Source organism: Modestobacter versicolor (genome assembly GCF_041028285.1).
Classification (GTDB): Bacteria; Actinomycetota; Actinomycetes; order Mycobacteriales; family Geodermatophilaceae; genus Modestobacter; species Modestobacter versicolor_A.
The window spans coordinates 1,235,197-1,244,860 of sequence record NZ_JABGDB010000001.1; the positions used below are offsets into that span (position 1 = coordinate 1,235,197).

The 9,664-nt window shown below is 75.2% G+C and carries 9 protein-coding genes; all 9 read left to right on the top strand.

Annotated elements, in window-relative coordinates:
* The first annotated feature begins 79 nt into the window (after positions 1 to 79).
* Genes argC through tyrS form a run of 9 tightly spaced genes read left to right on the top strand, consistent with a single transcriptional unit; the run spans position 80 to position 9,370 of the window.
* Complete coding sequence (gene argC / locus HL054_RS06215; RefSeq protein WP_369137950.1) at positions 80 to 1,117, top strand: N-acetyl-gamma-glutamyl-phosphate reductase; 1,038 nt, start codon at positions 80 to 82, stop codon at positions 1,115 to 1,117.
* Positions 1,114 to 2,265 (top strand): bifunctional glutamate N-acetyltransferase/amino-acid acetyltransferase ArgJ, encoded by a 1,152-nt coding sequence (argJ, locus tag HL054_RS06220; protein ID WP_369137951.1) that lies wholly within the window; start codon positions 1,114 to 1,116, stop codon positions 2,263 to 2,265. Before argC ends, argJ begins: the two co-directional genes overlap by 4 nt.
* The gene (argB, locus tag HL054_RS06225) at positions 2,262 to 3,272 is read left to right on the top strand and encodes an acetylglutamate kinase (RefSeq protein WP_369137952.1); all 1,011 of its coding nucleotides are present in this window, start codon (positions 2,262 to 2,264) and stop codon (positions 3,270 to 3,272) included. Before argJ ends, argB begins: the two co-directional genes overlap by 4 nt.
* Positions 3,269 to 4,453, top strand: coding sequence for an acetylornithine transaminase (locus HL054_RS06230; RefSeq protein WP_369137953.1), 1,185 nt, complete (start codon positions 3,269 to 3,271; stop codon positions 4,451 to 4,453). Before argB ends, HL054_RS06230 begins: the two co-directional genes overlap by 4 nt.
* Positions 4,450 to 5,400 (top strand): ornithine carbamoyltransferase, encoded by a 951-nt coding sequence (gene argF, locus HL054_RS06235; protein ID WP_369137954.1) that lies wholly within the window; start codon positions 4,450 to 4,452, stop codon positions 5,398 to 5,400. The genes HL054_RS06230 and argF overlap by 4 nt, the downstream gene beginning before the upstream one ends.
* On the top strand, positions 5,397 to 5,954 hold the full coding sequence (locus HL054_RS06240) for an arginine repressor (protein WP_369137955.1): 558 nt from the start codon (positions 5,397 to 5,399) through the stop codon (positions 5,952 to 5,954). Before argF ends, HL054_RS06240 begins: the two co-directional genes overlap by 4 nt.
* The gene (argH, locus tag HL054_RS06245) at positions 5,951 to 7,393 is read left to right on the top strand and encodes an argininosuccinate lyase (protein ID WP_369137956.1); all 1,443 of its coding nucleotides are present in this window, start codon (positions 5,951 to 5,953) and stop codon (positions 7,391 to 7,393) included. Before HL054_RS06240 ends, argH begins: the two co-directional genes overlap by 4 nt.
* 4 nt (positions 7,394 to 7,397) lie before the next feature.
* Positions 7,398 to 8,066, top strand: a complete 669-nt coding sequence (locus HL054_RS06250; protein WP_369137957.1) for a DNA-3-methyladenine glycosylase — start codon at positions 7,398 to 7,400, stop codon at positions 8,064 to 8,066.
* The gene (gene tyrS, locus HL054_RS06255) at positions 8,063 to 9,370 is read left to right on the top strand and encodes a tyrosine--tRNA ligase (RefSeq protein WP_369137958.1); all 1,308 of its coding nucleotides are present in this window, start codon (positions 8,063 to 8,065) and stop codon (positions 9,368 to 9,370) included. The genes HL054_RS06250 and tyrS overlap by 4 nt, the downstream gene beginning before the upstream one ends.
* Positions 9,371 to 9,664: the final 294 nt, after the last annotated feature.

The following is a 9,664-nucleotide window of genomic DNA, read 5'->3' on the forward strand; positions in this document are numbered from 1 at the left end:
GGAGTCTGCCCTGCCCGCCGGTCGAGCGCGCCCACCCCAGGAGTGCACGGCCATGCATGCTTGTGTATGGTCATGCACCGTGAACGCGCAGACGTGGACGGTCGGGGTCACCGGCGCCACCGGGTACGCGGGCGGTGAGGTGTGCCGGCTGCTGGCCGGGCACCCGCAGCTGCGGCTGACCGGGGTGCACGCCAGGTCGAGTGCCGGCCGACGCCTGGGGGAGGTGCAGCCGCACCTCACGCCCTACGCCGACCTGGTCGTCCAGGGCAGCAGCGCCGAGGAGCTCGCCGGCTACGACGTCGTCGTCCTGGCGCTGCCGCACGGCGAGTCGGCCGCGGTCGCCGCCCAGCTGCCCGACGACGTCCTGGTCATCGACTGCGGCGCCGACCACCGGCTCGACGACCCGGCGGCCTGGGCCCGCTGGTACGGCGGAGAGCACGCCGGCGCGTGGCCCTACGGCCTGCCCGAGCTGCCCGGCCAGCGGGAGAGGCTGACCGCGGCGCGGCGGATCGCCGTGCCCGGGTGCTACCCGACCTCGGTCACCCTGGCGATGGTCCCCGCGCTGGCCGCCGGGCTCGTCACCCCGGACGTCGTCGTGGTCGCCGCCAGCGGCACGTCGGGCGCCGGAAAGTCGGCCAAGACCCACCTGCTGGGCAGCGAGGTGATGGGCTCGGCCAGCGCCTACGGCGTCGGCGGCGGGCACCGGCACACCCCGGAGATGGTGCAGAACCTGTCGCAGGCGGCCGGGGGGCCGGTGACCGTGAGCTTCACCCCCACCCTGGTGCCGATGAGCCGCGGCATCCTCGCCACCTGCTCCGCGCCGCTGGCCCCGGGCGTGGACGCCGCCTCGGCGCGGGCCGCCTACGAGCAGGCCTACGCCGACGAGCCGTTCGTGCAGCTGCTGCCCGAGGGGCAGTGGCCGACCACCGCCGCCGTCCTGGGCGCCAACACCGTGCAGCTGCAGCTCGCCGTCGACCCCGACGCCGGCCGGCTGGTCGTCGTCGCCGCCGTCGACAACCTCACCAAGGGCACCGCCGGCGGCGCGCTGCAGTGCGCCAACCTGGCGCTGGGCCTGCCCGAGACGACCGGTCTCCCGCTCGTGGGGGTCGCGCCGTGACCGTCACCGCCCCCCAGGGGTTCCGGGCGGCCGGGGTGGCCGCCGGGCTGAAGTCCAGCGGTGACCGGGACGTCGCCCTGGTCGTCAACGACGGGCCGGACGACGCCGCGGCCGCCGTCTTCACCACCAACCGCTTCCCGGCTGCACCGGTGCTGTGGAGCCGGCAGGTGCTGTCCGGCGGCCGGCTCCGGGCCGTGGTGCTCAACTCCGGCGGCGCCAACGCCTGCACCGGCACCGGCGGCTTCCAGGACACCCACGCCACCGCCGAGCACGTCGCCGGTGCGCTGGGCCTGGGCGCGATCGACGTCGCGGTCGCCTCCACCGGGCTGATCGGCGTCCGGCTGCCGATGGACCGGCTGCTGGCCGGTGCCACCGCGGCGGCCGGCGCGCTCTCCGCCGACGGCGGCCCGGACGCCGCCCGGGCGATCATGACCACCGACTCGGTGCCGAAGACCACGGTGCAGACCGGCGACGGCTGGACGATCGGCGGGATGGCCAAGGGCGCGGGGATGCTCGCGCCGTCGCTGGCCACCATGCTCGTCGTGCTCACCACCGACGCCGTCGTCCCCGCCGAGGTCCTGGAGCCGGCGCTCCGCGCGGCCTCCGCCGCCAGCTTCGAGCGGGTCGACTCCGACGGCTGCCTGTCCACCAACGACACCGTCCTGGTGCTGGCCAACGGCGCCAGCGGCGTCACGCCCACGGCCGAGGAGTTCACCGCGGCGCTCACCGCGGCGGCCACCGACCTGGCGATGCAGCTGCTGGCCGACGCCGAGGGCTCGACAAAGGACATCGCGATCACCGTCCGCGGCGCCGCCAGCGTCGCCGACGCGCTGACCGCCGGCCGGGCCTGCGCCCGCAACAACCTGCTCAAGACGGCGCTGTTCGGCAACGACCCCAACTGGGGCCGGGTGCTGGCCGCCATCGGCACCACCGACGCCGCGTTCGAGGCCGACCGGGTCGACGTCACGATCAACGGCGTGACCGTCTGCCGGGGCGGTGCGATCGGCGACCCGCGCGAGGGCGTCGACCTCACCGGCCGCGCCGTCTCCATCGACGTCGACCTGGCGGCCGGCACCGAGCAGGCCACCATCTGGACCAACGACCTGTCCCTCGCCTACGTGCACGAGAACTCGGCCTACTCGACATGACCCACGCCCAGGACCCCACCCCGCCGGACGTCGCCCTCGACGAGACCCCACCGCGCCGGACCATCGGCACCCACCGGGTGATGCGGGTCAACGACCCCGCGGGCGACGCGGCCAAGGTCGCCGTCCTCACCGGTGCGCTGCCGTGGCTGCGCGAGTTCCACGGCAACGTCGTGGTGGTCAAGTACGGCGGCCACGCCATGGTCGACGACGACTGCCGCCGCGCCTTCGCCGAGGACATGGTCTTCCTCCGCACCTGCGGCATCTACCCGGTCGTCGTGCACGGCGGCGGCCCGCAGATCAGCGCCATGCTGAACCGGCTGGGCATCACCAGCGAGTTCCGCGGCGGCCTGCGGGTCACCACCGAGGAGACCATCGACGTCGTCCGGATGGTGCTCACCGGCCAGGTCAGCCCGGAGGTGGTCGGGCTGATCAACGAGCACGGCCCGCTGGCGGTCGGCCTGTCCGGCGAGGACGGCGGCCTGTTCACCGCCGAGCGCACCCACGCGATCGTCGAGGGCGAGCCGGTCGACGTCGGCCTGGTCGGCGACGTGGTGGCGGTCGACCCCACGCCGGTGACCGCGCTGATCGAGGCCGGGCACATCCCGGTCGTCGCGACCGTGGCCCCCGACGCCGAGGGGCAGGTGCACAACGTCAACGCCGACACCGCGGCCGCCGCGCTCGCCGTCGCGCTGGGGGCGGTGAAGCTCGTCGTCCTCACCGACGTCGAGGGGCTCTACGCCAACTGGCCCGACCGCGACTCGCTGGTCGAGCAGATCGACGCCACCGAGCTGGCCGGGATCCTGCCCACCCTGGACGCCGGGATGATCCCGAAGATGGCCGCCTGCCTGCGGGCGGTCGAGGGCGGCGTGAAGCGGGCGACCGTCGTCGACGGCCGGCTGCCGCACGCGCTGCTGCTGGAGATGTTCACCACCGAGGGCACCGGGACGATGGTCGTCCCGGCCGGCACCGAGAGCACGACCGATCAGGAGGGAGTGACCGCACCATGACGCACACCGAGGAGCTGGCCACCCGTTGGTCGGCCGTGATGATGGGCAACTACAAGACGCCGCCGGTCGCGCTGGTCCGCGGCGCCGGCGCCACCGTCTGGGACGCCGACGGCACCGAGTACACCGACCTGCTGGGCGGCATCGCCACCACGATCCTGGGCCACGCGCACCCGGCGGTCGTGCACGCGATCACCGCCCAGGCCCAGCTGCTGGGGCACGTGTCCAACCTGGCGATGCACGAGCCCGGTGTCCTGCTGGCCGAGCGGCTGCTGGAGCTGGCCGGCCGGCCCGGCCGGGTCTTCTTCTGCAACTCCGGCACCGAGGCCAACGAGGCGGCGTTCAAGATCAGCCGGCTCACCGGGCGGCCGGAGGTCGTCACCGCGCTCGGCTCGTTCCACGGCCGGACGATGGGCGCCCTCGCGCTCACCGGCCAGCCGGGCAAGGCCGCGGCCTTCGCCCCGCTGCCCGGCGGGGTGCGGCACGTGCCCTACGGCGACGCGGACGCCCTCCAGCTCACCGACCGGACGGCGATGCTCCTGCTCGAGCCGATGCTCGGCGAGGGCGGCGTGCTGCCGGCGCCGCCCGGCTACCTGGCCGCCGCGGCCGGCGCCGCGCGGGACGCCGGCGCGCTGTTCGCCCTCGACGAGGTGCAGACCGGCATGGGCCGCACCGGGCACTGGTTCGCCCACCAGGCCGAGGGGCTGCAGCCCGACGTGGTCACCCTCGCCAAGGCGCTCGGCGGCGGCCTGCCGATGGGCGCCACGCTGGCCTTCGGCGCCGCCGCGGACCTGATGACCGCCGGCGCCCACGGCTCCACCTTCGGCGGCAACCCGATCGCCGCGGCCGCCGCGCTCGCGGTGCTGGACACCATCCGCGACGAGGGGCTGCTGGAGCGGGCCAAGGAGATCGAGCAGCGCTTCACCGCCGGCATCGAGGCGCTCGGCCACGCCGGTGTGAGCGGGGTCCGGGGGCGGGGCGCGCTGCTGGGCGTCGTCCTCACCGCCCCGGTCGCCGCCGCGGTCGAGGCGCAGCTGCGGACGGCCGGCTTCCTCACCAACGCGGTCGCCGCCGACGTCGTCCGGCTCGCCCCCTCGCTGGTCGTCACCGACGCGCAGGTCGACGCCTTCGTCGCCGCCCTCCCGGGTGCGCTCGACGCCGCCCTGCAGGAGGCCGGTCAGTGACCGTCCGGCACTTCACCCGGGACGACGACCTCACCCCGGCCGAGCAGGCCGAGGTGCTCGCCCTGGCCGCGCAGCTCAAGGCCGGCCGGCACACCGCCGGGGCGCCCACCCCGCTGCGGGCGCCCAACGGGACGGCGCGGACGGTCGCGGTGCTGTTCGACAAGCCCTCGACCCGGACCCGCATCTCCTTCTCCGTCGGGATCGCCGACCTGGGCGGCGCCCCGCTGGTCATCGACTCCGGCAGCAGCCAGCTCGGCCGCGGCGAGTCCGTCGAGGACACCGCCCGGGTGCTGGACCGGCAGGTCGCCGCGATCGTCTGGCGCACCTTCGGCCAGGACCGGCTCGACGCGATGGCCGCGGTCAGCCGGGTGCCGGTGGTCAACGCGCTCACCGACAGCTACCACCCCTGCCAGATCCTGGCCGACCTGCAGACCGTGGCCGAGCGGAAGGGCGAGCTGGCCGGCCTGACCTTCAGCTACCTCGGCGACGGGGCCAACAACATGGCGCACTCCTACCTGCTGGGCGGGGCGCTCGCCGGGATGCACGTGCGGATCGGCTCGCCGGAGTCCTTCCAGCCCGACCCGGCGGTGCTGCGGCGGGCCGCCGCGATCGCCTCGGACACCGGCGGCTCCGTGCAGTGGACGGGCGACGCCGCCGCGGCCGCCGACGGGGCCGACGTCCTGGTCACCGACACCTGGGTGTCGATGGGCCAGGAGGCCGAGTACGAGGCGCGGATCGCGCCCTTCCTGCCCTACGCCGTCGACGAGCCGGCGCTGGCCCGGGCCGCCGACGACGCCGTCGTCCTGCACTGCCTGCCGGCCTACCGCGGCAAGGAGATCGCCGCCGAGGTGATCGACGGGCCGCAGAGCGCGGTGTGGGACGAGGCGGAGAACCGGCTGCACGCGCAGAAGGCGCTGCTGCTGTGGTTGCTGGAGCGATCCGGGTGACCACGGCCCTGACCCGCTCCGCCCGGCACGCCCGGATCGCCGAGCTGATCAGCTCCGGACCCGTCACCTCGCAGACCCAGCTGGCCCGGCTGCTGGCCGAGTCCGGCGTCGACGTCACCCAGGCCACGCTGTCCCGGGACCTGGAGGAGCTGGGCGCGATCAAGCTCCGTGGCTCGGACGGCGCCCCGGCGTCCTACGTGCTGCCGCCGGAGAACGCCCCGCTGCGCCCGGCGCAGTCCGCACCGGCCCGGCTGACCCGGCTGCTGGCCGACCTGCTCACCTCCGCGGAGGGCAGCGCGAACCTGGCCGTCGTCCGCACCCCGCCGGGCGCCGCCCAGTTCCTGGCCTCCGGGCTGGACAAGGTCGGCCTCCCCGACGTGCTGGGCACGATCGCCGGGGACGACACTCTGCTGGTCGTCTCGCGCGCGCCGGACGGCGGGCCGGCGCTGGCCGACCGGCTGCGGGCGCTCGCCGAGCGCGCCCGGCCGGCGCACGGGGACGACCCCGAGCTGCACACCGACCTGCACGCCGAACCGGAGGAGGACGCAGAGTGACCGAGGGCAACGCCGAGAGCCAGACCCGACTGTGGGGCGGCCGGTTCGGCGGTGGCCCGTCCCCGGCGATGGCCGCGCTGTCCAAGTCCACCGACGTCGACTGGCGGCTGGCGCCCTACGACCTGGCCGGGTCCCGCGCCCACGCCCGGGTGCTGCAGCGGGCCGGCCTGCTGACCGTCGACGAGCTCGCCCGGATGATCGGCGCGCTCACCGAGCTGTCCGCCGAGGTTGCCGACGGCAGCTTCGCGCCGATCGAGGCCGACGAGGACGTGCACGAGGCGCTGGAGCGCGGGCTGCTGGACAAGCTCGGCACCCTCGGCGGCAAGCTCCGCGCCGGCCGCAGCCGCAACGACCAGGTGGCCACCGACCTGCGGCTCTACCTGCGGCACAACGTGCGGCGGCTGGTCGGGGAGCTGGCCTCCCTGGAGTACGCGCTGATCGGCCTGGCGCTGCGCTACCGGGACGTCGCCGCGCCGGGCATGACCCACCTGCAGCACGCGCAGCCGGTGCTCATCGCCCACCAGCTGCTGGCGCACGCGCACGCGCTGTCCCGCGACGTCGACCGGCTGCTGGACTGGGACGACCGCGCGGCGGTCAGCCCGCTGGGCTCGGGCGCCCTGGCCGGGTCCTCGCTGGCGCTGGACCCCGACGCCGTGGCGGCCGAGCTCGGCTTCGACCGGGCGTCGGACAACAGCATCGACGCGGTCAGCGACCGCGACTTCGCCGCCGAGTTCTGCTTCGTCGCCGCCCTGCTCGGCGTCCACCTGTCCCGGCTGGGGGAGGAGGTCGTGCTCTGGACGTCGACCGAGTTCGGCTGGGCCCGGCTCGACGACGCCTGGGCGACCGGGTCGTCGATCATGCCGCAGAAGAAGAACCCGGACATCGCCGAGCTGGCCCGCGGCAAGGCCGGCCGGTTCGTCGGCAACCTGACCGGCCTGCTGACCATGCTCAAGGGCCTGCCGCTGGCCTACGACCGCGACCTGCAGGAGGACAAGGAGCCGGTCTTCGACTCCGTCGAGCAGCTGCTCCTGCTGCTGCCGGCCGTCACCGGCATGGTCGCCACCCTCACCCTGCGGCCCGAGGTCATGGAGGCCGCCGCCCCGCAGGGCTTCGCGCTGGCGACCGACGTCGCCGAGTGGCTGGTGTCCTCCGGGGTGCCGTTCCGCTCGGCCCACGAGATCAGCGGCGAGATGGTGTCCTTCTGCGAGCAGGCCGGCCTCGAGCTCGACGAGCTCGACGACGAGCAGCTCGCCGGCATCGACGAGCGGCTCACCCCGGAGGTGCGGTCCGTGCTGCACGTCGCCGGTGCGCTGGCCGCCCGGCGGGCCCGCGGCGGGACGGCGCCGGAGCGGGTGGCCGAGCAGCTCACCTCGCTGGCCGACCTCGCCCGGCAGCACACCGAGTGGGCCTCGTGGTCGCCGGTGACGGCAGCCCTCTGAGCCCGTGACCGAGCCCTCCGAGCCGGGTCCGCTGCTGACGGCGGCGGACCTGCTCGGTCCGGTCGACGCCGTCGCCGCGTCGCTGCTGGGCTGCTGGGTGGTGACCGACCGGCCGGACGGGCGGGTCGCGCTGCGGCTGACCGAGGTCGAGGCGTACTCCGGGCAGGGCGAGGACCCGGCGTCGCACGCCCACCGCGGGCCCACGCCGCGCGCGGAGGTCATGTTCGGCCCGCCCGGGCGGCTCTACGTGTACTTCAGCTACGGCGTGCACTGGTGCGCCAACGTCGTCGTCGGCCCGGCCGGCCGCGGCTCGGCGGTGCTGATGCGCGCGGGCGAGGTGCTGGAGGGGGAGCCGCTGGCCCGGTCCCGCCGCCCGGCCGCCCGGGTGGCCCGCGACCTGGCGCGCGGGCCGGCCCGGCTGACCCAGGCGCTGGCGATCGGCCCGGACGACCGCGGCGCCGACCTGCTCGACCCGGCGTCGTCCGTGCGGCTGCACCGGGGCGCCGCGCCCGGCTCGGTCTCCGCCGGCCCCCGGGTCGGGATCAGCGTGGCGACCGAGCTGCCGTGGCGGTTCTGGGAGACCGAGGCGCCGTCGGTCAGCGTGTTCCGGGCGGGTGTCCGGCCACGGCGCGCAGCGGGACGCTCCGACCGGTCAGGCAAGATCGACCCGTGACCACACCCCCCGCCACCGGAGTGATCGACGAGCTGCAGCGCCGCGGGCTGATCGCGCAGAGCACCGACGAGGAGGCGCTGCGGGCGCACCTCGCCGAGGGGCCGGTGACCTACTACTGCGGCTTCGACCCGACGGCGCAGAGCCTGCACGTCGGGCACCTGATCCAGTTCATGGTGCTGCGGGCGCTGCAGCGCGCCGGCCACCAGCCGATCGTGCTCGTCGGCGGGGCCACCGGCCTGATCGGCGACCCGCGGATGACGTCGGAGCGGGTGCTCAACGACCCCGCGACCGTGGCGGGCTGGGTGGACCGGATCCGCCGCCGGGTGGCGCCCTTCCTGGACCGCCCGGCGCAGGAGCAGGGGCTGCGGGCTCCGGTCTACGTCGACAACCTCGACTGGACCGGGGAGCTGTCCGCGCTGGACTTCCTCCGCGACCTCGGCAAGCACTTCCGGGTCAACCGGATGCTGGCCAAGGAGGCGGTGTCCGCGCGGCTCAACAGCGAGGCCGGCATCAGCTACACCGAGTTCAGCTACCAGCTGCTGCAGGCCAACGACTTCCGCGAGCTGTTCCGCCGGCACGGGTGCACGCTGCAGAGCGGCGGCTCGGACCAGTGGGGCAACATCACCGCCGGCGTCGACCTCGTCCGGCGCACCGAGGGGGCCGGCACGCACGCGCTGTCGACCCCGCTGATCACCACCGCGGACGGCACCAAGATCGGCAAGACCGAGGGCGCCACCGTGTGGCTGGACCCGGAGCTGACCAGTCCGTACGCGTTCTTCCAGTACTGGCTGAACATCGACGACGTCGACGCCCGGGCGTGGCTGCCGCTGTTCTCCGAGCGGCCGGCCGAGGAGGTCGCGGCCCTGGTGGCGGAGTCCGTGGAGCGGCCGGCGTCCCGGGCGCCGCAGCGGGCGCTCGCGGAGGAGCTGACCCGGCTGGTGCACGGGGCCGACGAGCTGGCCCAGGCCGAGGCCGCGGGCCGGGCCCTCTTCGGGCGGGCGGAGCTCGGTGAGCTCGACGCCGCGACGCTCGCCGCCGCCCTGACCGAGGCCGGGGCGGTGGAGGTCGAGGACCCGGCGGTGCCGGTGACGACGCTGCTCCAGCAGGCCGGGCTGGCGTCGTCGCTGTCCGAGGCCCGGCGCACCGTCAAGGAGGGCGGGGCGTACCTGAACAACGTGCGGGTCACCGACGGCGACGCCGTCCCGGCAGCGGGGGAGTGGCTGCCCGGCGGGTGGCTGGTGCTCCGCAAGGGCAAGCGCTCGGTGGCCGGCGTGCACTGCCCCGCGGCGGCCCCGGGCAGCTGAGCTGGGCACCCCTGCGGGACGTCCCTGAGGTCGCCGGCGCGTGTGAACGGCAGGTGACGGGGACGTTCCGGCCAGGTGGCGGGCGTCACGAGACCCGGGTTTGACACGGGTCCGACAGCCACGTAACTTTCTCTCTGCGCCGGGAACGACCGCGAGGCCGGGACCGGGCGCCGAGCAGGACAACACAAGCCGTGGACGACGACCTGAGAGGGTCTGGTTCCTCGCGCGTCCGCTCCTTGAGAACTCAACAGCGTGCCGAAAGTCAGTGCCAAGTAACAATTCCCCTTGGCCTGG

Bases quoted from the DNA above. Each gene is read 5' to 3' on its own strand.
- argB (WP_369137952.1), top strand. From the start codon at position 2,262: ATGACCCACGCCCAGGACCCCACCCCGCCGGACGTCGCCCTCGACGAG.
- HL054_RS06230 (WP_369137953.1), top strand. From the start codon at position 3,269: ATGACGCACACCGAGGAGCTGGCCACCCGTTGGTCGGCCGTGATGATG.